Source organism: Winogradskyella sp. MIT101101 (assembly GCF_047126865.1).
In the GTDB taxonomy this organism is placed as follows: Bacteria; Bacteroidota; Bacteroidia; order Flavobacteriales; family Flavobacteriaceae; genus Winogradskyella; species Winogradskyella ouciana.
The window spans coordinates 2,871,405-2,896,961 of sequence record NZ_CP138982.1; the positions used below are offsets into that span (position 1 = coordinate 2,871,405).

Below are 25,557 nucleotides of genomic sequence, written 5' to 3' on the forward strand. Positions count from 1 at the left end.
GTTCCCTTGAAAAAGGGAATCTGTTTGTGTTTCGTTTGAAAATTTTGTTTAAATTAATGAGATTCCTGCCTACGCAGGAATGACAATTTAGATAATTGCCAAAATATCGCTCTCGCGCATCATTAAATAGTCCTTGCCTTCTAACTTAAGCTCAGTGCCTCCATACTTTCCATAAAGGACGGTGTCACCAACTTTTACTGTTAAAGGTTCGTCTTTTTTTCCGTTGCCAATAGCAACAACAGTTCCCTTTTGCGGTTTTTCTTTTGCATTATCTGGAATAATAATACCAGAAGCTGTTTTGGTTTCAGCTTCCATAGGTTCTACTAGAACTCGGTCTGCTAAAGGTTTAATGTTTAAAGCCATTTTTTAAATATGTTTTAGTTGTTTAATTAAAATTTACGCTAAAGCGTATTTCGAAAATTGTGCCAAGGCAATGAGACTGACAAACTTTCAGATTTAGTCTTTAAATAGATAGAAATAAAAAAAGCCAACTGTTACAGTTGGCTTTAAACTTTTATATAACAGAAAATTATTTTCCTATTGTATGGTATCATTTAAATTTACAGCATCTTCTGTTGAGGCTGGTAATGTAGACGGTGTTTCAACGGCTTCGTCTGCATCCAATGCTGTAGATTCTGCACTACCACCTATATCCAATGTTAAATTTGAAGCCAAAATCAATAGAATAAGTACAGTGGCTAAAAACCAAGTACTCTTATCTAAGAAATCACCTGTTTTCTTTACACCTCCTAATTGTTGTGTACCTCCGCCACCAAATGAAGATGATAAACCACCACCTTTTGGGTTTTGAACCATAATCACTGCTACTAATAGAAATGCTACTATTACGATAAGGATTAAAAATATTGTAAATGGACTCATTTTATATTGTATTATCTTTTAATTCTTCTACCAATTTTATTTGGTCTGCAAAGAAACTACTTTTTTCTGGATATTTCAAACTTAAAATTTTATAAGATTGAATGGCTTTATCATAGTTTTTTTGCTCTAGGTAAATCCGTGCCAAGGTTTCAGTCATTAAACTATCTGAAACGTCTGCTTCATTGTTTACCAACTTAGGTTTTGGCGCATTACTGGCAACCGGTTTTATCTTAGGATTTTCATTGATGAACTTGTCTATAATAGCCAGTTTTTCTTCTAATGGTGTAGTACTTTTACTTTCAGAATTGCTATTGTCGTTATCTTTTGTTTCTTCCCTTACAATAGGTTTAAAGCTTGTAATTTTTAACCATTCTGCAAACGAGTGACTTTCTTTTTTGTCGAATTCAAGAGGCTTTCCTATGTTAAGTTTTTTCTCTGGCGCAATATTATCTACATCTATGGAAATGACAGAGTCTTCAATGTTTTTGATTTCGGTTTTTGGTACAGGGTTACTTTTAGCTTTAAATAAGTTAGGGTCGAGTACACCTTCAGTGGCCTTGATGTGCTCTTTTAAGGCGTCATCAATCATTACGCTTTTGTCAACAGAAATATCATCAACTTCACTAACATCTATGGACTTAATGTTTTCAGAATTTTGTTTGATTTGATTTGAAATCTCATTTTGATTAAATACGTCTGACGTAATATAATCAAACAAAACACTGCGATCAGCTGTATGAGCAGCCGTAATCTTTAATGCGTTATTGTATTTATAGCTTTCTTTCTGTTTTAGACCTTTAAGATGTAAAGCTCGTAAGGGTTGAAAGTATGGGTACTCATTAATTTTTGAAGAAAGCATATCAGTTTGATAGCCAGTTATGGCTTCAGGATGTTGTAAAAGATATGTGAGTTCTTGGAGCTGCATAGTTTACCAATCTGCTAAAGTAGCATTAATTATATCTTGTGTCAAACGCTCAAAAATAACTTCGAAGGCTTCATCTTTTAATCCGCCAACCAATTGTTCGTTAGCGCCATAGTCATAGAAAAATGAAAAACGCTGTTCCATATCTTTTTCGGAATCTTGGGTATTAAAATAACGAACATTTACGCTAATAGTCAGTCGGTTTTGTGCTGCCGTATTCTGAGCAGTAGCAGTCATCGGTGCGATTCTATACTCAATAATTTCACCTTCGTAAATAACTTCACCTCCAGAATTGACCAATTGAGCACTTGTTTGGTTTTGGATGATATCTTGAAGCGCATTTGTAAATTGAATATCTAATCCAGGTTCAACCAAGTCTGCATTATTCTGAAAGAAGTTGACCTGAAACGTTTCTGGTGTTTCTGTAAGTCCGGTAAAAGAGTATATGCCACAATTTGTTAATGTGATAGCTACTAGAAGTAAGATACTGCCCTTTATTAATTTCATTTAAATGCTTTTAATGGTTTAAGGTGTTTGCTGAAAACGCAATAGTAACCTTAAATATTTCTACAATCTTCATAATTAATTCTTAAAGATCGTATTGCTTAATCTTTCTGTACAGTGTTCGTTCACTAATGCCTAATTCTGCTGCGGCCAATTTACGCTTTCCATTGTGGCGCTCCAATGATTTTTTGATGAGTTCTAATTCCTTGTCTTGTAGAGATAAGGTTTCTTCTTCTTCAATTTCCTCAGCGAAATGATACTTGTCTTCCACTTGTTCAGGTTCATCATCTTTGGTCTCTAAATGTTCGGGTATTGAAAGAACCTCTAAGTCTTCTACAGCATTTTCAAACTCCTCATCTTTATCGTCTCCGTAAATCTTTTCAATAAGATGCTCGTTTTCTTTTTGCACGTCTGAGTTGCTGCCATTCTTCATCAACTCCATGGTGAGCTTTTTAAGATCGTTAAGATCACTCTTCATATCAAACAAAACCTTGTACAAAATCTCGCGTTCGCTGCTAAAGTCACTTTCGGACTTAGAATTGTTCACAACTGCAGGTAAATTACTGCCAGTATTTGGTAGATAATGTTGGAGAGTAGTTGCGTTTATGGTGCGATTGTGTTCTAAAACAGAAACCTGTTCTGCCACATTACGTAGTTGACGTATGTTTCCATTCCAGCGGTATTTTAAAAGCAGAGCAATAGCATCATCGGTCAACTTTACGGTTGGCATTTTATATTTTAATGCAAAGTCACTGGCAAATTTTCTGAACAATAAATGTATGTCTTCCTTTCTATCTCTCAGTGGAGGTAAATTGATTTCAATAGTGCTGAGACGATAATATAGGTCTTCTCTAAACCTTTCTTTTTTTATAGCTTCAAACATATTGACGTTGGTCGCAGCGACAATTCTAACATTGGTTTTTTGGACTTTACTTGAGCCAACTTTTATGAATTCTCCATTCTCGAGTACACGAAGCAAACGAACCTGAGTAGTCAATGGTAACTCGCCAACTTCATCCAAAAATATGGTACCACCATCGGCAACTTCAAAATAACCAGAACGGGTTTGGGTAGCACCTGTAAAAGCGCCTTTTTCATGACCAAAAAGTTCGCTGTCAATAGTGCCCTCTGGTATGGCTCCACAATTCACAGCAATGTATTTGCCGTGTTTGCGATGCGAAAGCTGATGAATAATCTTGGGTACGCTCTCTTTACCGACACCACTCTCACCTGTGACCAGTACCGAAATATCGGTTGGCGCAACTTGTATGGCTTTTTCTATGGCACGGTTGAGTTTAGGGTCGTTTCCTATAATACCGAAGCGTTGTTTTATGGCTTGTACGGATTCCATGTTTAATTGACGTAAGTAAATCTTTCGTTAATCTCTACCATAAGATCTTCTCCAAAATCATAAGCGATATCGCGGCTTGTAATTCTACCTGAGGTGTTATACTCCAAATCGAATGTAAAAGTTTCTCCATTGAAGGTAGCACCATTCCAATTATTAGATGAGTGGAACTGAGCAACTAAAGGACCAATCTCATCTGTATAATCATCGGTAAGAAAGTTCAATAAATAGTTGTCGTTGTAAACTACTTGCAGCGGATTGGTATTATCATCAAAATCGTATGAATTATTACTATCAAATTCTCCAGAAGCAGTACTTGTGTTTATGTTGCCAGTACCTGTATATGTTAAAGATTCCGTCTGTATTAAAAACGTGCCATCAAAGGATTCTTTTTTTATAACACGACCAAAACCATCTAATGTAAAGACCGTTGAAATACTTGAGCCTACTTCTGTTCTCGTAATGGCATTGCCATCGTAAGTGAAATTATAAACGTAATCATCAAAGTCATCTTCATAATAATCATAAGTGATTTGCGATACCGAACCATCAGAGTAGGAGATAATATACTCATTAGTAGTTTGGTCCTCAGAATTTACAGAAATATTGCTGGTAATTTGACCAGAAGCATTTCGAGTAAAATTTTGGTTTTCAGTTTCAGGCGGAGAGCCCTCAACAGATACGCTAGTAGTAGATGATACTATTTTGTCATTGGAGATATTTATGTCTGAATTGGTTACGGTTTGAATTGACAACCCGAGGAAATTAACACTCAAATCTGTGTCTAATTCATAAAGTGAAAGCGTTAAATCACTGCTTTCGCTTCCGTCATCTCCACCATCGTCACTACCGTCCTGCCCTGTTAATCCTGAATCAAGAGGTTCGTTTTCACAAGCTGTAACTAGAGATAAGGTCAATAATAGTAATAGTAATCTTTTCATTAAATGATTGGTTTGATTAGTTGTTTTTTGAATAACCAACAGCTTCACCTATAAGTGTAGCGCTGGTGCAATCCGTAATTTTCACGTTGACAAAATCACCTGGTTTGTAATGTTCCTTTGGAAAAACAGCCATCATATTTTGGCTATTTCTTCCAGCCCAGTGCTTATCTGATTTTTTTGAAGATTTTTCTATTAAAAATTCTTCGGTCTTACCAACGTGTTTCTGTATTCTGTATAAACTATGTTGGCGTTGCAACGTATGTATTTCACTTAAGCGTCTTTGCTTTACTTCTGCAGGAACATCGTCTTCCATTTTACGGCCAGCAAGTGTTCCTGGGCGTTCTGAATAGGCAAACATAAAACCATAGTCATACTTAACATATTCCATTAAGCTCAGTGTATCTTGATGATCTTCTTCCGTTTCAGTAGGGAAACCAGCAATCATATCCTGACTTATGCCAACATCTGGTATAATGCGACGGATGTTATCGATAAGTTCAAAATACTCTTCGCGTGTATGTAAACGATTCATCTCCTTTAAGATACGGTTGCTTCCGCTTTGTACTGGCAAGTGAACGTAGTTACAAATATTTTCGTGAGCTGCCATAGTTTCGATAACATCTAATGTCATATCTTGAGGATTAGACGTAGAAAAACGGAAACGCATTTTTGGCTGTGCCTTAGCACAAAGCTCTAATAGTTTGGCAAATCTTACAGCAGTAGCTTTTTGCAATTCAGAAGCCTTTTCAAAGTCTTTCTTCAATCCACCACCATACCATAGGTAACTATCTACGTTTTGCCCTAGAAGTGTAACTTCCTTGTAACCTTTAGACCATAAATCGTTCACTTCTTCAATAATACTTTGCGGATCTCTACTGCGTTCTCTACCTCTTGTAAAAGGCACTACGCAGAAGGTACACATATTATCGCAACCACGTGTAATAGATACGAGGGCTGTAACTCCATTACTATTTAAACGTACAGGAGCAATATCTCCATAGGTTTCTTCTTTGGAGAGAATAACATTTATGGCATCTCTACCTTCATCTACCTCTGCAAGTAAATTTGGTAAATCTTTGTATGCATCTGGTCCAACGACTAAGTCAACAATTTTTTCTTCTTCTAAAAATTTAGTTTTTAGACGCTCTGCCATACAACCCAAAACACCAACCTTCATTTTAGGGTTGGTCTTCATCTTTACTCTATTATATTTCTGAAGGCGCTTTCTAACAGTTTGCTCAGCTTTATCTCTGATAGAACAAGTATTGACCAATACCAAATCGGCATCTTCTAGATTTTGGGTGGTATTAAACCCTTGTTTAGATAATATAGAAGCTACAATTTCACTATCACTAAAATTCATCTGGCAGCCGTAGCTCTCAATAAAGAGCTTCTTGTCATTACCTTCTTTTTGGTCTAAAACTAGGGATTCACCTTGTTTGTTCTCGTCTATTATCTTTTCCATATCTATTCCCGTATATCCGGAATCTCTAATGTTTTCTATATTCTCAATAAACATGCAAAGATAGGATTTTTTAGACATTATGACAATGTGTCAGCCATATTAATTATTTGAACAAATCTCAAAAAAAGATTTATTTTTGAGGTACTAACCAATTCAGATAAAATGAGTATTTCAGAAATTCAACAACGTATACAAAATGCTAAGGACTTAGATTTTGGAACAATTTTTAATCAATCCATAGAGCTATTTAAGAAAGTTTGGGTGCAAGGTTTGGTTACCTTACTTCTAAATATGGTATTGGCTATTCCGTTAATGATGCTAATATACATACCAATGATTGTTACAGGTATGGCAGATGTATATGCTAGTTCTTACGATCCTTATAATCCTTACTATTCAGAACCAGACATAAGTCCTATAGCGATGATAATACTGTTTGTTCTTTATCTAATAGCAATGCTGGGCATGAGTGTTATAGGTTTAGGGCTTAAATCCGCTTTTTATAGAATATGTAAGCTCAAGGACCTTGAACAAATGGGTAAAGAAGATTATTTCTATTTTTTTAAGAAACCTTACTTAGGAAAAACGATTAAACTCGGTTTGGCTTATATAGGTATTACTCTAATAGCTACTTTGTTGTGTTTTCTGCCATTAATTTATGCCATTGTGCCTTTGACTTATATATTTGTGATTTATGCATTTAATCCTGATAAATCTGTTTCTGAGATAATTAAGCTGAGTTTTGATCTTGGTAATAAAAAGTGGTTAATTACATTTGGTCTAATAATCGTTGCTGGTCTTTTAGCAGGAATAGTTGGCTTTATAATGTGCTTTGTTGGAATATATGTTACTGCATCGTTCTCTTATTTACCACCATACTTAATATATAAAGATGTGGTAGGGTTTGATGATGACAATGAAAACTTGCATATAGAAGAAAATTCAAGTTTGTAGCGCAACTTTTTTATAATTTCAGTATCTTATAATTAAACAAGAGTCATGAAATTTTCAAAATTTGGTATAGTATTGTTATTCACAATGTTGTTATTGAATATGCAATGCGATGAAGATGATGTAAGGTCATCAACGTCTTGTGGTGAGGTTGCGACTGTAGATAATGATATGTATCAAAATACGCAAACTGCATTCTACAGTTTTGTAAATGCTGAAATAAACGAAGATTGTTTATCTATTACCATTTCAGCGAGTGGTTGCAGTGGTGATTCATGGGAATTGGAGTTGATTGGAAGTGAGGATGTGATGGAGTCGTTTCCGGTGCAACGCAATATAAAAGCTGCATTAACCAATAACGAAGCATGTTTGGCGGTTTTTAGCAGGGAATGGACATTTGATTTAACACCGTTGCAAGTTGATGGAGAGAGTCAGGTTACTTTAAATCTTCAAGATTTTTCAGAACCAATTTTATATTCGTATTAATTATAAGAACATTAACATTTATAATTAAAGCCTTGTATTTAACAAGGCTTTTTTCATTATTCAAGTTGAGAAAACTACGATTAAATGCATGGTATTTAAGACCAAATTAGGATTGTAAATTTATTTTCATATACATTTGTAACCTCAAAAAAAGAAAGCATGTCGAAGAATCTTGTCATAGTTGAGTCACCTGCAAAGGCAAAAACAATAGAAAAATTTTTAGGAAAGGATTACAAAGTAGAGTCTAGTTTTGGACACATTTCCGACTTACCTTCAAAAGAGTTGGGAGTAGATGTAGAAGGAGATTTTGAACCTAAATACACAGTTTCTAAAGATAAGAAAGATGTTGTAAAAAAACTCAAGGAGTTAGCAAAGAAAGCCGATATGGTTTGGCTAGCAAGTGATGAGGATAGAGAAGGAGAGGCCATCGCATGGCATTTAGCCGAAGCGTTAGATTTAGATAAAGAAAAGACAAAGCGAATTGTATTCCACGAGATTACAAAGAGTGCTATTAATAAAGCAATTGAGAACCCTCGAAGTATAGATTATAATTTAGTAGATGCACAACAAGCAAGACGTGTGCTCGATAGAATTGTAGGGTATGAGTTATCTCCTGTTTTATGGAGAAAGGTTAAAGGAGGTCTATCGGCTGGTAGAGTGCAATCTGTTTCAGTACGATTAATTGTTGAACGTGAGCGTGAGATACAAGAGTTTGATACTAAAGCATCTTACAGAGTAGATGCTGAATTTACAACAGATGATGGGAAATCCTTTAAGGCCAAACTCCCAAAGAATTTCGATTCAGAAGAAGAGGCACTAGATTTTTTAAACAAAAATAAGGAGGCTGGTTACCAGGTTTCGGATTTGCAAAAAAAGCCGGCCAAAAAATCACCAGCAGCACCATTTACAACATCAACGCTGCAACAAGAGGCTTCAAGAAAATTAGGATTTTCGGTAAGTAGAACTATGAGTAACGCTCAGCGTTTGTACGAAGCTGGTCTCATTACTTATATGAGAACAGATAGTGTAAACCTTTCTGATGAGGCAAGAAAAGCTGCTGAAAGCGAAATTATTTCAGCTTATGGTTCGGAGTATAGTAAGCCAAGAAATTATAAAGGAAAATCTAAAGGTGCTCAAGAAGCGCACGAAGCTATAAGACCGACTGATTTTGCGAATCATACTGTAAGTGTTGAGCGCGACCAGGCGAGATTGTACGATTTAATCTGGAAACGTGCTATCGCTTCTCAAATGAGCGATGCAAAATTAGAGCGAACAAATCTTAAAGTTAAGGTTAATGCAACGAGCAAGGTAAGTCAACAATTTGTTGCAAACGGAGAAATCATCACGTTTGATGGGTTCTTAAAGGTGTATTTAGAAGGTACAGATGATGAAGACACTGAGCAAGAAGGTATTTTGCCAGATTTAGAGATAGGTGAGAAGCTTAACAAAAATTATATCACAGCTACGCAGCGTTTTACGAGACCGCCTTCAAGATTCACAGAAGCTTCATTGGTAAAGCAATTAGAGGAATTAGGTATTGGTCGTCCATCTACTTATGCACCGACAATTTCTACGATACAAAATAGAAACTATATAGAAAAAGGAACGCACGAGGGTGATGTTAGGGAATACAAGCAGCTGGTTTTAGAGGATAATACTATAAAGGACAAAACACTTTCAGAAAAAGTTGGCTCTAATAAAGGTAAACTAGTACCGACTGATACTGGGATGATTGTTACCGATTTCTTGGTAAATCATTTTGAAAATATTCTCGACTATAATTTTACTGCGAAAGTAGAAGAAAGCTTTGATGATATTGCCGAAGGTAAAGAAGATTGGCGCGCCATGATGAAAGACTTCTATAAAGGTTTTCATCCGCAGGTGGAAGATGTTCAGGAAAATGCAGAGCGTGAATCTGGTGAACGCATATTGGGTACAGACCCAAAGACTGGTCGTCAAGTTAGTGTGCGTTTAGGGAAATTTGGACCAATGGTTCAGGTTGGTACCGTAGATGATGAAGAGAAACCAAAATTTGCAAGTTTGTCCCCAGATCAACAATTAAACTCCATCACATATGAGGAAGCCATGGACTTATTTAAGCTTCCTAAAGCATTAGGCCATTATAAGGATGATGAAGTTGAAGTTAACAATGGGCGTTTTGGGCCTTATGTGAGATTTGGTAAAAAGTTTGTGTCATTGCCAAAAGGAGTTGATCCTTTAAGTGTAGAATTGGAAGAAGCAATTACATATATTAAGGAGAAAGAAAAAGCAGATGCTCCTATATATATGTATGATGGTTTAGAAGTTACTAAAGGCAAAGGGCGTTTTGGGCCATTTATTAAATGGAACAACATGTTTATAAATGTCAATAAAAAATACGATTGGGATAATTTATCTGAAGAAGACATTGTAACTTTGATCGAGGATAAAATCCAAAAGGAAAAAGATAAACTTATCCATGTTTGGGAAGATGAAGGTATAAGGGTAGAAAAGGCGAGATGGGGAAGACACAATGTTATAAAAGGTAAGCAGAAAGTGGAGTTGGCTAAAACAGTTGATGTATCTGATATGACATTAGAAGAAGCTAAAGCCATTTTAGAGAAGAACGCCCCAAAAAAGAAGACAAGAAAAAAGACAATGAAAAAAGCGACGACTAAAAAGAAGTAATACACTATGAATTTTAATTTTCTGACGCCTGTATCTGATGCGGTTTTAGCTCATAATGAACTAATAGCGCAACAAGCGCTAGGAAAAAAAATTAAAGTCCACTCAAGACAAAACGGAATTCCAGATTTAGATGATGTGCAAATGGCCATTATTGGAGTTCAAGAAAATAGAAATGATGTCAACTTTATGGGAGCTGATATTAATTTCGATTCCATTAGAAAAACACTCTATACGTTATTCCCAGGAAATTGGCACACTACAATTGCCGATTTGGGAGACATTGAATCAGGAGAGTCCGTTGAGGATACTTATTTTGCCATTAGAACGGCTATTACAGTTTTATTAGAAAAAAACATCATACCTATTATATTAGGAGGTAGTCAAGATTTAACTTATGCCAATTATAGAGCCTACGATTCTGTAAAGCCAATGGTAAATATTGTTAGTGTTGATACTAATTTCGATTTAGGTGATGCCAACCTTCCAATTAAGAATAATAGTTATGTCGGTAAGGTCATAGTAGAAGAGCCGTATAATCTATTCAACTATGCCACAATAGGTTATCAGACATATTTTAACTCCCAAGAGGAGATAGATCTCATAGAAAAGTTGTATTTTGAAGCCTATCGTTTGGGGGAAATTTCTGGAGACATAAATAAAGTGGAGCCGTTGCTTAGAGATGCACATATTGTATCTATAGATTTAAAGTCTGTAAGAGCGGCAGAAGTAAGTGAGAGTCAAAAATTTTCGCCTAATGGTTTTTCGGGTAAGGAAATTTGTGCCATAAGTAGGTATGCAGGTATAAGTAATAAGGTGTCGTCCTTTGGTATTTATGAATATCATAATTCAAAGAATGACAGTGCTACTTCAATGCTTATTGCACAGATGATTTGGTATTTTGTAGAGGGTGTTAATTGCCGCATTGCTGATGATGATTTTACTAATGAAAACCATTACCAAAAGTTTAATGTACTGGTAGATGATGATGAACTTATTTTTTTTAAAAGCTTAAAAACTGGTCGCTGGTGGATAGAGATTCCATTTTTGCCAGATGTTAATAATAAATTAAAAAAGCATACGTTATTACCATGCATGCATTCCGATTATGTGCTTGCTACCCAAGGTGAAATACCCGAAAGGTGGTATAAAGCCTACAGGAAGAACAGCTTCTAAAAATGACATTTTATCGATGATTTAACGTTAAAAGCATCGACGAAATGCATTTTTTAAGGACGAAATGCAAAAAAAAATAGAAAAAAGTTGTTTTTTATAAAATATATAAATATGTTTACGACCTTAAAATTAAGGACGACTAATTTAACCTCGAGTTACTATGAATATTAAGAAGTTTATTTTACTAACCACTGTATTGGTTTTTGTTGCCAGTTGTAATTCTGGAGACCGTGGCCAATTAGTTGGAGTCAAAGGTAAAAAATGGCACCCTGAAAAACCGTATGGTATGACACTAGTTCCTGGTGGAGCTTTTATAATGGGTAAATCAGATGATGATATAGCTGGTGTACAAGATGCTCCTACCAAAACAGCTACAGTACGTGCATTCTATATGGATGAAACCGAGATTACAAATAGCGAATACCGCTCCTTTGTGTTTTGGGTAAGAGACTCAATCTTAAGATTAAAATTAGCTGAAATGGCTGATTTAGAAGGTAAGACTCCAGGTAATGGTGATATCGGTGAATTTGCTTATTTAGATTCAAATCCAGAAGAGATGAATGCTTATGAAAGCTATATGTTAAATACCTATGGTAATGAGCAGAGAAAAATTAATCGTGATGTAGAGTTGTATTATGATACGGACGATTATCCAGATGAGTTATATGCAGAGGTAATGGACGGTATGTACTTGCCATTAGAAGAATCTTATAATGGCCAGCGTACTTGGGATGTTAAGCAATTTAAGTTCCAATACACGTATATGGACATTGCTAAAGCTGCTAAAGATAGAAGCTTAAAGCGTTCAGAGGTTATAGAACAAGAGGAAGTTGAAGTATATCCAGACACTACGGCATGGATTAGAGATTTTGCATATTCTTATAATGAGCCCATGCACAATGATTATTTTTGGCATTCAGCTTATGATGATTATCCAGTAGTGGGTGTATCTTGGAAACAAGCACAAGCATTTTGCCAGTGGAGAACACTAAAGCATAATGGTTACCAAAGAAGTAAAGGGAAACAACCTGTCAACTCTTACAGATTGCCTTCAGAGGCAGAATGGGAGTATGCAGCTCGTGGTGGACTTCAAGGGGCATCTTATCCTTGGGGAGGTCCTTATACTAAAAACGATAGAGGATGTTTTATGGCTAACTTTAAACCATTACGCGGTGATTATGCGGCCGATCAAGCATTATATACTGTAGAAGCAGATGCTTACGATCCAAATGATTTCAACCTATACAATATGGCAGGTAATGTGTCAGAATGGGTACATGGTTCTTACGATCCAGCATCTTACGAATTTTCTTCAACTATAAATCCAAATGTAAATGATCCAAGAAATTCACGTAAAGTAGTTAGAGGAGGTTCTTGGAAAGACGTTGCTTATTTCTTGCAAGTAAGTTCTAGAGATTATGAATATGCGGATTCAGCTAGAAGTTATATCGGATTTAGAACCGTTCAGGACTATATGGGAACTGAAGTGACTAAAAACGCAGCGACGAACTAAAATTTAAAATTATTAAATAACAACCCAAATTAAAATTAACCTACTTAAGTTACACATCCATTAACTTAAACTTAAACTAAACAAAATTATGGCACAGAAAGGTAAAATGACTTTAACAAACATGATCTACGGATTAGGAGCAGCAATCGTAATCGTAGGTGCATTATTTAAGATACAACACTGGCCTTATGGTTCTGAAATCTTAACCATAGGTATGATTGTTGAAGCTCTAGTATTTACATACTCAGCATTTGAAAAGCAACAATCAGATTTAGATTGGTCTTTGGTATATCCTGAATTGGCTGGCGGTCAGACTCTAGGTAAAAAGAAAAAAGAAGAACCAAAAGATGCTGAAGGTATGTTGTCAAAGAAATTAGACAATTTATTAAAGGAGGCTAAGATAGACGGTGAACTTATGGCAAGTTTAGGCGACAGTATCAAAAACTTTGAAGGCGCTGCTAAAAACTTAAATCCAACTGTAGATTCTATGTCTGCTCAAAAGAAATACAGCGAAGAATTATCTTTAGCTGCTGCACAAATGGAGTCTTTAAACAGTCTTTATAAAGTACAGATGGAAAGTGCTAATCGTCAAGCTGCTATCAACGAAGAAGCTGTAGAGAACGCAACCAAGCTTAAAGAGCAAATGCAATCATTAGCGTCTAACCTTTCATCTTTAAACGGTGTATATGGCGGAATGCTTTCTGCAATGAACAAAAACTAATTAGTTTTTAGGTATAATCAATTTAATTAATTAACATTTAAAAACTAATAACAATGGCAGGAGGAAAATTATCTGCAAGGCAGAAAATGATTAACTTAATGTACTTGGTATTTATTGCTATGATGGCGATGAATATGTCTAAGGAAGTACTATCCGCTTTCGGATTGATGGAAGCAAAATTCTCGGCATCAAACGCTGTAGCTGACGAAAAAAACGAAGCTTTATTGGCTGATTTATCAACTAAAGCTGAAGAGAAGCCAGCTGAATTTAGAGTTCCAGCAAACAAGGCCACTTTAGTAAGTGCGGCTTCTGATAAGTTTTATAAGTATATTGAAACTTTAAAGCAAGACTTATTAAGAGAAGGTGGTTACTCAATTGACCCTGAAACTGGTGAATTACCATTTGAAGCGATGGATAAAACAGATATCCTTGATGAAATGTGGTTTACAGGAGATCGTTATACCAAAAAAGGTCAAGAAGTTGTTGCTAGGATTCAAGCTTATAAAGATGAAATCAAAGAAATTTTAGGTAATGATGTGAAGTATCAAAAAGCGTTGGAGCGTTTTGATGAGCGTTTTAGCCTAGAGAAAGTTGAAAATAAGAAAATAGGTAAAGAAATTGATTGGTTGAATTATCATTTTCAAGGTTTCCCGGCAATTGCATCATATACTAAGCTTACGGCTATGCAAAATGATGTAATGGTTACTGAAGCTAACTTGTTTAACCTATTTTTAGGTAATTCTCTAGATGAGGCTGTATCATTGAAAAAATACCAAGCCATTGTATTGGCTGATAAGTCTGCATTCTTTGCAGGAGAAAAATTTCAAGGTAGAGTTGTTTTAGGAAAATATGCAAATGTTACACCTACAAAACTGACGGTTCAAGGAAATGAGATTAATGTGTCAGAAGTATTAGATTCTACTGGTGCTGCAAAATTAGATTTTAATGTTGGTAATGTTGGTGAGCATCAAATAGACGGTAAATTTACGTTCTTAGAAGATGGTAAGCCATTAGAAATTCCAATTGTTGGTAACTATGTAGTAGTACCAAGGCCAAACTCTGCTACTATTTCTGCAGATAAGATGAACGTTGTTTATCGTGGTGTGGCTAACCCAATGACCATTTCATTTGCTGGTGTACCAGACAATAAAGTTAGCGCATCAGGACCAGGCTTATCAAGAGTTGGTGGTCAAGGAAAATATGTAGTTAACGCTGGTGCTGGTAAGGAAATGACAATTAATGTTACTGCTACTCTTGATGACGGATCTAGAGTAAGTGACAGTAAAACATTTAGAATTAAAGATATTCCTGCACCAACCGGTAAGATTGCTGGTCAAATAGGTGTTGTAAAATTACCGAAGCGTAATGTAGAAATTGGTACTGTTGGTGCTGAGCTAAGAGATTTTGTTTTTGATTTACCAATACAGGTAACTTCATTTAAGATTAAAGTACCAGGACAACCTACAATTAATGTAGCTGGAACTAAAATGAATTCTCAGGCTAAATCTGCAATACAAAAGGCAAGAAGAGGCGATAATATTACAATTTTTGATATTAACGCTAAAATTCAAGGTAATTCAAAATATAGACTACAAAATGTATCACCAGTTATTGTTGAAGTTACAAGTAACTAATTGATATAATTTATAGAAAATATAAACGTTACAGATTTAAAGAAACCCAAATTATTAAATTAAGTAAAATGAAAATAAGAAGTTTAATATATGTAGGATTAACAGTTTTGGCAACCAATGCTATGTTTGCCCAAGCCAATATCCTTAATGCTAAGATACCAGAAGAAATTGGTATGAAAACTGAAGCGCAACTACTTCTAGACAACGATAAGCCTTTAGAATATGGCTATGTTGGAGATAGAGACATTTTATTTTCAAAGATGATTTGGGAAAAAGTTGTTTTAGATGAACGTGTTAATTTTCCTTTATATTTTCCTGTAGAAGGAAATTTAGGAGACGACCGTAAGTCCTTGTACCAAGTTTTGAGAGATAATATGGACAGCGGAATGATCCCTAAAGTTTATGCAGATTCGTACTTTACAGAAGAACGAACTTTAAAAGATATGGAAGCTTCACTGAGTATGAGGAAGATTACTGATGCTGGTATTAGATATATGAACGAGAACGGAGTAGGGGAAGATGAGATACCAGAAGAGTATATTATAGAAAGGAATATTGAAGCAGCTGATATTAACTCGTATTTAATAAAAGGACTTTGGTATTTTGATAAGCGTCAAGGTGAATTAAAGTACAGAATTCTTGGAATTGCACCTGCGGCTCCAGATGTTAACTTTATAGATTCGGAAGATTCAGAAAATAGTGAACCAATTCCTATGTTTTGGGTATTTTATCCAGAAGTTAGAGATATTTTGCATGAAGCTAAAGCCTTTAATGATAATAATAGCTCGACTCCAATTTCATTCGATCACTTATTGAACAGCCGTCGTTTTCATGGTTTAATCTATAAGGAAGAAAATGTCTATGGTGATAGGGAAGTTAAAGAATACATCGCTGAAAATGCATTGATGCAACTTTTAGAATCAGAACGTATCAAAGACAAGATTAGAGATTTTGAACAAGATATGTGGAGTTACTAGTTAACGTTCATAATAAATATATAGACGCTCACTTTTTAAGTGGGCGTTTTTTATTTAATTAAAACTACGTGTCATGCTGAGCCTGTCGAAGCATATCTTATTTTTGTTAAATGAAACAAGTGGATTACATCATCGTTGGTTGTGGATTGGCAAGTATAGCATTTTGTGAAAAGTTACGAGCCAATAATAAGGCATTTATTGTGTTCGATGATAGCTCGCAACAATCTTCCATTGTAGCAGCCGGATTATACAACCCTGTAATATTAAAACGTTTTTCAGAAGTTTGGCGAGCAAAAGAGCAATTGGAAATTGCTTTGCCAGTCTACAATAAAATTGAAGCAGATTTAAATATTAAGATAGATTACAAACTTCAAATTTTAAGAAGATTTGCTTCCGTAGAAGAACAAAACTTATGGTTTGATGCTTCAGATAAACCTAAGCTAGAGCCTTACCTTTCTACAGATCTTATCAAAAACTCTAATGCTGCTATTGATGCTCCATTTGGATTTGGGGAAGTGTTACATACAGGTCGCATAGATACCGAAACGCTTATAGACGCTTACAAAGGGTTTTTAAATGAAAACAATCATTTACTTGAAACTAGATTTAAACACGATCAGCTTCAGATTAAATCAGGCTCACTTCAATATGAAGATATGATTGCGAATCATATTGTATTTGCAGAAGGTTTTGGTGTAAAACAAAACCCCTATTTCAATTTTATTCCGTTGAATGGAACTAAGGGTGAAGTTTTAACCATTAAAGCACCAGAACTTAAAATAGAGTATGCTATTAAATCTTCAGTATTCGTGATTCCTGTGGGTAATGATCTTTATACTGTTGGTTCTACATATAATCGAGATGATAAATCCAATACACCTACACAGAAAGGCATAAACGAATTACTTTCAAAACTAAGAACATTTGTAAAATGTGATTTTGAAATCGTACATCATGTCGCAGGTATTCGTCCGACGGTTAAAGATAGAAGGCCTTTGGTAGGTAAACATCCAGAGCATAAAAATCTATATGTTTTAAATGGTCTCGGAACCAGAGGTGTAATGATTGCTCCTTATGTTGCAGAGAAACTATTTAACTTTATTGAAAACAATGAAGCTTTAGATAGCGAAATTAATATAGATAGGTTTTTGGGTCAAGAGTAAGTTTTCTTTACTTCTGGTAAGGTTAGGATGGATTTTTGCTTTCAGCTAAAGATTTATCATAACCCATAAATAAGTTAATCCAAATATTTCGTGATAATCGCATAATTATTGGCATAAATCCTATTAAGGTCAATATTATGGCAAAAAACGCCACAGTAAGGGAAGTCTCAAAAATCACGAAGCTTACAATAAAAGCAGCAACGGCAAAGGCCACACCTAAAGCGTAGCTTACGTACATGGAGCCGTAAAAAAAGGAAGGTTCCATTCTGTATTTTGTTCCGCAATGAGAACAATTTTCATTGATCTTTAACGTGTCAGAAAGCACATAAGGGTTTTTAACCGTGTACATAGATTCATGGTGGCATTTTGGACAAGCACCAAAAAGAATACTATAAAGTTTCATTCCTTTTCTAATCATAACGAAAACCTTTACTTTTGCGTTTTTTAAAGCAATACAAAGTTAAGTCTTTATAGATTTTAATTTGTAACAATTGTAACTTTATCTCAATTGTAATATTCAAAAATGCTATGCTGAATATCCATAATTTATCTATTTCGTTTCAAGGCGAATATCTTTTTGAAGATATTACATTTAAGCTCGGTCAAGGTGATCGTGTAGGTCTTATAGGAAAGAATGGAGCGGGTAAATCTACAATGCTAAGAATTCTGGCTAAGGAACAAGAAGCGGATACAGGACAGATAGCAGCAGATAAAGATTTAAAAATCGGGTTTCTAAAACAGGATATTGATTTTGAATTCGGAAAAACAGTTTTAGAAGAGTCCTACGAGGCGTTTAAGGAGATTAAAGCCTGTGAATCTCAACTAGAAAAAATAAACACCCAACTTGCCGAGCGAACGGATTACGAAAGCGAATCGTATAATCAGTTGATGATAGATTTAAACGATATTCAGCATCAATATGAAATTTTAGGAGGTTACAACTACCAAGGTGAAACCGAAAAAATCCTTCAAGGCTTAGGATTTAAGCGTGAGGATTTTAATAAGCTTACCGATACCTTTTCTGGAGGTTGGCGTATGCGAATAGAACTTGCCAAACTCTTACTTCAAAACAACGATTTGTTGTTACTTGATGAGCCAACCAACCACTTGGATATTGAATCCATAATATGGTTAGAAAGCTTTCTTAAAAATTACAGTGGCGCAGTTGTCATCGTTTCTCACGATAAAATGTTTTTAGATAATGTCACCAACCGAACTATTGAAATTTCATTAGGAAGAATCTACGACTATAATAAACCATACACCAAGTTTTTAGTGTTGCGAAAGGAAATGAAAACGCAACAACTCGCTGCTCAAAAAAATCAGGAAAAAGAGATACAACAGACCGAAAAACTGATTGAGAAATTTAGAGCAAAAGCCAGTAAAGCCACCATGGCACAATCGCTTATCAAGAAGCTGGATAGAATGGATAAAATTGAAGTAGATGAGGACGATAACAGTGTAATGAGTTTAAATTTTCCTGTGTCAGTAACGCCAGGAAAAGTTGTTATAAAAGCTGAAAACGTTTCAAAAAGCTATGGTGATTTAAAGGTGTTAAGTAATGTAAACTTGGCGATAGATAGAGATACAAAAACAGCATTTGTTGGGCAGAACGGTCAGGGAAAATCAACCTTGGCAAAAATCATTGTTGGTGAGATTGACCATAAGGGAAACTTAGAACTTGGACATAATGTCCAAATTGGTTACTTCGCCCAAAACCAAGCCGAATATTTAGATGGTAACAAAACCGTTTTGGATACCATGATTGATGCTGCCAACGAAACTAACAGAAGTAAAGTGCGTGATATTCTGGGTTCATTTTTATTCAGAGGAGATGAAGTGGAAAAATACGTAAAAGTCTTGTCTGGTGGTGAAAGAAACCGTTTGGCATTGGCAAAATTGTTACTTCAGCCATTGAATGTTCTTATAATGGATGAGCCCACAAACCATTTGGATATTAAATCCAAGAACGTTTTAAAGGAAGCGCTTAAAAAATTTGAAGGCACTTTGATTTTAGTATCGCACGACAGGGATTTCCTCCAAGGCTTAACCGACACGGTTTACGAATTCAAAGACCAGAAAATAAAAGAGTATTTAGGTGATATAGATTTTTATTTGGAACAACGCAATATTGAAAATCTACGTGAAGCTGAAAAAAGAACTGTTGTGGCGGAAAAGCCCAAAGAAAGTAATAAGCAGAGTTACGAAGATCAGAAGAAGTTAAAATCACTCAACAACAAACTGAGTAATATCGAATCTAAAATAAGTCAGCTGGAAAAAGATATCAAATCAGACGATGTAAAACTGGCAACCGATTACGATAAAACGGCTTCAGACCCTCAGTTTTTTGATGCTTACCAAAAGAAGAAAAAATCGCTTGAGAATCTAATGGAAGACTGGGGAGCGATTCAAGAGCAATTAGACGCCCTTAATAATTAAGATTATTTTAACGGCTACCTATAGCGATATCGGTAAATTTGCAATTTACTGACCATTACACTATGTTAAGAAAAGTCATATTTGCCATTTTAGGTATTGCCCTAATTGTAGCTGCTATTTTCGTTGGAAGATATATTAGTAATAGCAAAAAGAAACAAAGACCAGTTGCTGAAAAAGTTATTAAAACAGTATTTACGGATACAGTAGAAAATACTACAGTACAAATCGTAATACCTGCAAACGGTAATTTAGTGGCTAAGCGTCGTGTTGAGTTGTATTCTGAAGTTCAGGGCGTTTTTAGGTCTAGTGGAAAACTGTTTAAGCCTGGCCAAGAATACAGAGCAGGAGAGGTGCTTATACGTATTGATGCTTCCGAGTATTATGCCAGTGTGCAATCTGCTAAAAGTAATCTCTATAATTCCATCGCTGCGATAATGCCAGATTTACGGTTGGACTTTCCGGAGGTGTTTCAAAAATGGCAAACTTATCTTAATGAATTCGACTTAGAAAAGACAACACCTAAGTTACCGGAAATGACTTCCGATAAAGAAAACTATTTTATTACTGGTCGAGGTATTGTGTCAAACTATTACAACGTAAAAAATTTAGAACAGCGCTTAGGAAAATACACCATTAGAGCACCATTTTCAGGTATATTAACTGAGGCATTGGTTACTGAAGGTTCACTTGTTAGAAACGGTCAAAAATTGGGAGAATTTATAGACCCAAACATTTACGAGATGGAAGTTGCACTGAGTAAAACCTATGCAAGTCTATTGAAAGTTGGAGAAGAAGTCGTACTAAATAATCTTGATAATACTGAGACATACAAAGGGGAGGTAACACGCGTCAATGGAAGAATTGATGCCACAACGCAAACAATAACTGCTTTTATCGAAGTAAAGGATAAATCACTTAAAGAAGGCATGTATTTGGAGGCTAATCTAAATGCCAAACAAGAAGAAAATGCTTATGAAATTAACCGAAATTTAGTTCTGGATGGCGAACAGATTTTCGTGGTTCGTGATAGCATTTTGGATGTCATAGATGTTAATCCTGTTTATTTTTCGGACACCAAAGCAGTGGTTAAAAACATACCTGATGGCACAATAATGTTGTCAAAACCTGTTCCTGGCGCTTATGCAGGTATGTTGGTCAAGCCTTTTATGTCTGGTGAAAATGATACAAATGGGCAGAGTACAGCTAACGCTCAATCTAAATCTGCAGAATAGGAAATGAGAAAGGTAATTGCTTATTTCATAAAACACAGTGTAGCTGTGAATGTGGTGGTTTTGGCATTTGTTGTGTTTGGTTTTTTTGGCGCATTCAATCTTAAATCGTCATTCTTTCCTTTAGTTGATTCAAAAAACATAAACATAACTGTTACATACCCTGGTGCTTCGCCACAAGAGGTAGAAGAAGGTATTGTGCTCAAAATAGAGGATAATCTCAAAGGCTTAAATGGTATTGAACGTGTTACTTCCACATCGCGCGAGAACAGTGGAAATATAAATGTTGAAATTGAAAAAGGGAAGGATATCGATTTCATGTTGCTCGAGGTTAAAAATGCCGTGGATCGTGTTCCAACTTTTCCCGTTGGTATGGAACCTTTGATTGTTGCAAAACAAGAAGCGCTAAGGCCAACAATTACCTTTGCAATAAGCGGAAACAATATTCCGCTGGCAACTTTGAAACAAATTGGAAGACAGGTCGAAAATGATTTAAGAGGTATTGACGGTATTTCGCAAATTCAGATTTCAGGCTATCCTCAAGAAGAAATTGAAATTGCCGTTAATGAAACAAGTCTTTTAGCATATAACCTTACATTTTCAGAAGTAGCTCAAGCTGTTAATCAAGCTAGTTTAATCACTACTGGTGGTACCATTAAGACTGATGCAGAAGAGTATTTGATCAGGGCGAATAACCGCTCGTACTATGCAGATGAACTTTCAAATCTCGTTGTAAAGTCCGATGCTTCAGGTCGAAAAATCCAATTAAAGGATATTGCTGAAGTTCGCGACCAGTTTTCGGAAACGCCAAATGCGAGTTATTTCAATAAAAACCTGTCCATCAATGTCACTATTACAAGTACCAATAACGAAGATTTAATTACCTCGGCAGAAAAGACAAAAGCCTATATTGAAGAATTTAACCAGAAATATGATAATGTTCAACTCAATGTAGTTAGGGATTTATCGACCACATTGGTTCAACGTACCGAATTGCTAACGGAAAATGCCATCATAGGTATGATTCTCGTTCTATTATTTTTATCACTTTTCTTAAATACGAGATTAGCATTTTGGGTGGCATTTGGATTACCAATTTCTTTTCTAGGTATGTTTATGTTTGCAGGCTATTTTAATGTAACCATAAATGTACTCTCACTTTTTGGGATGATAATTGTCATTGGTATTTTGGTGGATGATGGTATTGTTATAGCCGAAAATATATATCAACATTACGAAAAAGGAAAAACGCCAGAACAGGCTGCTATTGATGGTGTTATGGAAGTATTACCAGCAATCGTATCGGCTATTACAACAACTATCTTAGCTTTTGGAATATTTCTGTTTTTAGATGGAAGAATTGGCGAATTTTTTGGGGAGGTTTCAGTCATAGTTATACTGACTTTGGTCGTCTCATTGGTAGAGGCATTAATTATTTTACCTGCGCATTTGGCACATTCCAAGGCATTGCGAAAGCAAAAAAAGGAACAGAAAACAGGAATTGCTGGAGTCTTTCAAAAAGTGTTTTCAAAATTACGTTATGCAAATACGCTTGGAGATCGCATAATGCGATGGCTTCGTGATAATGTATACAGTCCTATACTGCGATTTTCGCTTAATTATAAGGTTTTGGCCTTTTCACTTTTTATTGTGTTTTTTATCTTAACGCAAGCCAGTGTAAATGGAGGCATTATACGTGTTGCTTTTTTTCCACAGATTGCCAGTGATGTAGTTACCATAAATTTGGATATGCCCAATGGTACTAATGAAAAAGTCACCGATAGTATTATCACATATATCGAAAATAAAGCGATTGAAGTCACCAATGCGATTGACGAAGAATACCTTGGTGATGAATACGAGAAACATCTCGTGGAGAATATGATTCGGAATATTGGACCAGGTTCAGCTACAGCATCTTTGGTCATTAACTTATTACCAGGAGAGGAGCGTCCCAATGAAATTACCTCATCTTTGGTAACCAATCGTATTCAGGAAGCTGTAGGTCCTGTATTGGGAGTAGAAAGTTTGGTGTTTGGAGGTGGAGGCAACTTTGGAGGGAGTCCAGTTTCGGTGTCACTTTTAGGTAACAACATTGATGAGCTAAAAGCCGTTAAAAAAGAATTAAAACAGAATCTTGAAAGTAATGTTTTACTAAAAGATGTTACTGATAACGATCCTGCTGGTATAAAGGAGATTAGGTTAGAACTCAAAGACAATGCCTATGCACTAGGCTTAAATTTGAGATCCGTAATGCAGGAGGTCAGATCAGCATTTTTTGGTGCGCAGGCACAGCGTTTTCAGAGAGGTCAGGATGAAATAAGGGTTTGGGTACGCTATAATCGTGAAGACCGTTCCTCGATCAATAATTTAGATAATATGCGAATTACCACACCAAGTGGTCAAAAAGTTCCGCTTGAAGAAATTGCCAATTATACCATTGAACGTGGAGATGTTGCCATAAATCACTTGGAAGGCAGACGAGAAATTCAAGTGTCCGCAGATATCAAAGATCCAAAGAAAACAAGTTCTACAGATGTCATGGCCGAAATCAGAGATGAGGTAATGCCAGAAATTTTATCAAAATATCCAACCGTAACACCGTCTTATGAAGGGCAAAATAGAGAGCGACTAAAATTGACTAATTCCCTTGGCCCTGTTGGCTTAATAGTTCTAGCTCTAATCTATATTGTCATAGCTTTTACATTTAGAAGCTACAGTCAACCTCTGTTATTACTGCTAATGATTCCGTTAAGTTTACCAGCTGTGGCTTGGGGACACTGGATTCACGATTTCCCATTAAACATATTATCAATGTTAGGCATCATCGCATTAATTGGTATTATGGTTAATGATGGTTTGGTATTGATAAGTAAATTCAACAGTAATCTGCGTGAAGGCTTATCGTTTGATGAAGCACTTTACGAAGCTGGTCGCTCACGTTTTAGAGCTATATTTTTAACTTCGATAACTACGGTTGCAGGTCTGGCACCATTGATTTTTGAAGAAAGTAGGCAGGCACAATTTTTAATCCCAATGGCAGTTTCTATTGCCTATGGAATTGGTTTTGCCACGGTTTTAACATTGGTGGTTTTGCCAATTTTCTTGTCCTTTAGTAATTTCCTAAAACAGAAAACAAAATGGTTAGTTACGAATAGAGATATCTCAAAAGAAGAAGTGGAACGCGCCATTAAAGAACAGAATGAAAGCAATGCACATTAAAGTATATATCACATTAGTTTCAGTTGTCTTCGGAATGCTGTTGAACGCACAACAGGTACTTTCTACCGAAGAAGCTGTTAAGTTAACGTTGGAAAACAATTACGGGATAAAAATTACAACAAATAATGTTGAAGTTGCCGATAACAACCAAGGTATTTTAAACTCTGGTTATCTGCCAACACTTACGGGAAATGCAGGAGCATCAATAGACGTTCAAAACACCGAAGGTCAGCTGGCCAATGGAGAAACAAGAGTCGCAGAAGGTGCGGAAACACGACGATACAATGCATCAATAAACCTCAATTACACACTGTTTGATGGATTGGGGAGATTGTACAATTACAGACGTTTGAAAGAACAATATCAGTTGTCAGAATTGGAAGCTCGAGAAACAATTGAAACTACGATGTTACAAATGTTCACCATATATTATTCTGTGGCACAACTTTCTGAAAACACTGAGGCATTGGAAGAAACACTTTTGATTTCTAAAGACCGATTGACACGGGCTGGTTATCAATTTGATTATGGGCAAAGCACTAAGCTCGAGGTTTTAAATGCTGAAGTGGATATTAACAACGATAGTATTAATTTAATAAACATTAAGCAACAACTTAAAAATACGAAACGCGATCTAAACGTAGTAATGGGTAATGCTTATGCCCAAGATTTTAATGTAGATACAGATCTCAATTTTTTACTGCAACTCGACAAGGAAACATTGTTAGAGAAGATGATAGCCAATAACGTAACGCTTCTGCAGGCACAGAGGAATATAAACATAAGCCAATTTGATATAAAGTCTAGTAAGGCTCGATTTTTACCAAATCTTGGTCTGGTAGGTTCTTACGGTTGGAATGAATCCAATAATAATAGTCCGTTAGCCTTTACGCTCCAGAATACAAGTTCTGGTGTTTCTGCAGGATTAAATCTTACTTGGAACCTTTTTGATGGAGGTAGTACAATAACTCAAGTTAAAAACACTAAGATTTTATTAGAAAATCAAAAGCTTCAGCAAGAACAGTTGTTGATGGATGTAGAACGTAATTTCAACAATGCATGGGATGATTACCAAAATAAATTAGTAATATACCAAGTTCAGGAAAAAAATATTAAAACATCAGAAAATAACTTTGAACGTACGCAGGAAAAATTCAAATTAGGTCAGGTGACTTCTATAGAGTTCCGACAAGCACAACTCAACTTACTCAATGCAGAATTGAGTCGAAACCAAGCTAAATACGACGCTAAATTGGCAGAACTAACCGTCTTACAGTTAAGTGGTGAACTGTTGAATGTTCAATTATAATATTTGGTAAA

Annotated in this window: 21 protein-coding genes; 13 read left to right on the top strand and 8 right to left on the bottom strand. The window is 35.6% G+C overall.

Annotated elements, in window-relative coordinates; translation table 11 throughout:
• Positions 1-87: 87 nt before the first annotated feature.
• The 7 genes from groES to miaB all read right to left on the bottom strand — a co-directional run bounded on the left by groES (position 88) and on the right by miaB (position 6,062).
• Positions 88-363 (bottom strand): co-chaperone GroES, encoded by a 276-nt coding sequence (gene groES, locus SIB89_RS12920; protein WP_369997598.1) that lies wholly within the window; start codon positions 361-363, stop codon positions 88-90.
• 174 nt (positions 364-537) lie between these two features.
• Positions 538-882: a preprotein translocase subunit SecG gene (secG, locus tag SIB89_RS12925; protein ID WP_273288801.1), complete on the bottom strand. Its 345-nt coding sequence runs from the start codon at positions 880-882 to the stop codon at positions 538-540.
• A 1-nt stretch (position 883) separates the two neighbouring features.
• The gene (locus SIB89_RS12930) at positions 884-1,807 is read right to left on the bottom strand and encodes a hypothetical protein (RefSeq protein WP_412560095.1); all 924 of its coding nucleotides are present in this window, start codon (positions 1,805-1,807) and stop codon (positions 884-886) included.
• Positions 1,808-1,810: 3 nt separating this feature from the next.
• Positions 1,811-2,311: an LptE family protein gene (locus SIB89_RS12935; RefSeq protein WP_155088473.1), complete on the bottom strand. Its 501-nt coding sequence runs from the start codon at positions 2,309-2,311 to the stop codon at positions 1,811-1,813.
• A gap of 82 nt (positions 2,312-2,393) precedes the next feature.
• Positions 2,394-3,659: a sigma-54 interaction domain-containing protein gene (locus SIB89_RS12940; protein ID WP_412560096.1), complete on the bottom strand. Its 1,266-nt coding sequence runs from the start codon at positions 3,657-3,659 to the stop codon at positions 2,394-2,396.
• Between the two features lie 2 nt (positions 3,660-3,661).
• Positions 3,662-4,597: a hypothetical protein gene (locus SIB89_RS12945; protein ID WP_412560097.1), complete on the bottom strand. Its 936-nt coding sequence runs from the start codon at positions 4,595-4,597 to the stop codon at positions 3,662-3,664.
• Between the two features lie 16 nt (positions 4,598-4,613).
• Positions 4,614-6,062, bottom strand: coding sequence for a tRNA (N6-isopentenyl adenosine(37)-C2)-methylthiotransferase MiaB (gene miaB, locus SIB89_RS12950; protein ID WP_412561918.1), 1,449 nt, complete (start codon positions 6,060-6,062; stop codon positions 4,614-4,616).
• 162 nt (positions 6,063-6,224) lie between these two features.
• On the opposite strand from miaB, the gene SIB89_RS12955 reads away from it, so the two are divergent.
• The 9 genes from SIB89_RS12955 (at position 6,225) to SIB89_RS12995 (ending at position 17,347) form a co-directional block, all read left to right on the top strand.
• Positions 6,225-7,016, top strand: a complete 792-nt coding sequence (locus SIB89_RS12955; RefSeq protein ID WP_273288807.1) for a hypothetical protein — start codon at positions 6,225-6,227, stop codon at positions 7,014-7,016.
• 45 nt (positions 7,017-7,061) lie between these two features.
• On the top strand, positions 7,062-7,499 hold the full coding sequence (locus tag SIB89_RS12960) for a hypothetical protein (protein ID WP_412560098.1): 438 nt from the start codon (positions 7,062-7,064) through the stop codon (positions 7,497-7,499).
• A gap of 159 nt (positions 7,500-7,658) precedes the next feature.
• Entirely contained in the window at positions 7,659-10,166 is a 2,508-nt protein-coding gene (gene topA, locus SIB89_RS12965) for a type I DNA topoisomerase (protein ID WP_412560099.1), read from the top strand.
• 6 nt (positions 10,167-10,172) lie between these two features.
• The gene (locus SIB89_RS12970; RefSeq protein WP_273288813.1) at positions 10,173-11,339 is read left to right on the top strand and encodes a formimidoylglutamase; all 1,167 of its coding nucleotides are present in this window, start codon (positions 10,173-10,175) and stop codon (positions 11,337-11,339) included.
• A 160-nt stretch (positions 11,340-11,499) separates the two neighbouring features.
• Positions 11,500-12,852 (top strand): gliding motility lipoprotein GldK, encoded by a 1,353-nt coding sequence (gldK, locus tag SIB89_RS12975; RefSeq protein WP_155088480.1) that lies wholly within the window; start codon positions 11,500-11,502, stop codon positions 12,850-12,852.
• A gap of 88 nt (positions 12,853-12,940) precedes the next feature.
• Positions 12,941-13,573 (top strand): gliding motility protein GldL, encoded by a 633-nt coding sequence (gldL, locus tag SIB89_RS12980; protein ID WP_155088481.1) that lies wholly within the window; start codon positions 12,941-12,943, stop codon positions 13,571-13,573.
• A 53-nt stretch (positions 13,574-13,626) separates the two neighbouring features.
• Positions 13,627-15,207, top strand: coding sequence for a gliding motility protein GldM (gene gldM, locus SIB89_RS12985; RefSeq protein ID WP_412560100.1), 1,581 nt, complete (start codon positions 13,627-13,629; stop codon positions 15,205-15,207).
• Between the two features lie 68 nt (positions 15,208-15,275).
• A complete protein-coding gene (gene gldN / locus SIB89_RS12990) occupies positions 15,276-16,184 on the top strand; it encodes a gliding motility protein GldN (protein WP_412560101.1) in 909 nt (302 codons plus the stop codon).
• Positions 16,185-16,294: 110 nt separating this feature from the next.
• A complete protein-coding gene (locus SIB89_RS12995) occupies positions 16,295-17,347 on the top strand; it encodes an NAD(P)/FAD-dependent oxidoreductase (protein ID WP_412560102.1) in 1,053 nt (350 codons plus the stop codon).
• 22 nt (positions 17,348-17,369) lie between these two features.
• Here the strand turns inward: SIB89_RS12995 and SIB89_RS13000 are convergent, their stop codons facing one another.
• Positions 17,370-17,765: a DUF983 domain-containing protein gene (locus SIB89_RS13000; protein ID WP_412560103.1), complete on the bottom strand. Its 396-nt coding sequence runs from the start codon at positions 17,763-17,765 to the stop codon at positions 17,370-17,372.
• Between the two features lie 110 nt (positions 17,766-17,875).
• Between SIB89_RS13000 and SIB89_RS13005 the strand changes: the two genes are divergently transcribed.
• The 4 genes from SIB89_RS13005 to SIB89_RS13020 all read left to right on the top strand — a co-directional run bounded on the left by SIB89_RS13005 (position 17,876) and on the right by SIB89_RS13020 (position 25,546).
• Positions 17,876-19,786: an ABC-F family ATP-binding cassette domain-containing protein gene (locus tag SIB89_RS13005; protein WP_412560104.1), complete on the top strand. Its 1,911-nt coding sequence runs from the start codon at positions 17,876-17,878 to the stop codon at positions 19,784-19,786.
• A gap of 62 nt (positions 19,787-19,848) precedes the next feature.
• The gene (locus SIB89_RS13010) at positions 19,849-21,018 is read left to right on the top strand and encodes an efflux RND transporter periplasmic adaptor subunit (protein ID WP_412560105.1); all 1,170 of its coding nucleotides are present in this window, start codon (positions 19,849-19,851) and stop codon (positions 21,016-21,018) included.
• Positions 21,019-21,021: 3 nt separating this feature from the next.
• Positions 21,022-24,237, top strand: coding sequence for an efflux RND transporter permease subunit (locus SIB89_RS13015; protein WP_412560106.1), 3,216 nt, complete (start codon positions 21,022-21,024; stop codon positions 24,235-24,237).
• A complete protein-coding gene (locus SIB89_RS13020; protein ID WP_412560107.1) occupies positions 24,227-25,546 on the top strand; it encodes a TolC family protein in 1,320 nt (439 codons plus the stop codon). Before SIB89_RS13015 ends, SIB89_RS13020 begins: the two co-directional genes overlap by 11 nt.
• The last annotated feature ends 11 nt before the right edge of the window (positions 25,547-25,557 follow it).